A 328-nucleotide genomic window follows, 5' to 3' on the forward strand; every position below is an offset into this window, starting at 1 on the left:
TCGCCGGTCATTTGACGCGAAGAAGCGGTTTGATTCGCGAGCGACCGTTTCGCAATCCGCATCATACAATCACTGCTGCTGCATTGGTCGGTGGAGGAGGACAGGTTCCACGCCCCGGCGAATGCAGTCTGGCTCACGGCGGAATCTTGTTTTTGGATGAGATGCCGGAGTTTTCCCGCTATGTGCTGGAGGTGCTGCGCCAGCCGCTGGAGTCAGGAGAAGTGACGATTGGGCGGGCCAAACAGGTATATACATATCCAGCGCGTTTCTTGCTAATCGGTTCGTTAAATCCTTGCCCTTGCGGCTTCTATGGCTCCCGTGATCAGAG

General features: G+C 55.8%; 1 protein-coding gene. It reads left to right on the forward strand.

Annotation, left to right across the window (positions count from 1 at the left end):
* Positions 1-328: ATP-binding protein (locus MXD62_RS10760; RefSeq protein ID WP_368862390.1), on the forward strand; the 328-nt coding region annotated here is incomplete at both ends.

The organism is Frankia sp. Mgl5 (assembly GCF_023242985.1).
GTDB classification, from domain to species: domain Bacteria; phylum Actinomycetota; class Actinomycetes; order Frankiales; family Frankiaceae; genus Parafrankia; species Parafrankia soli.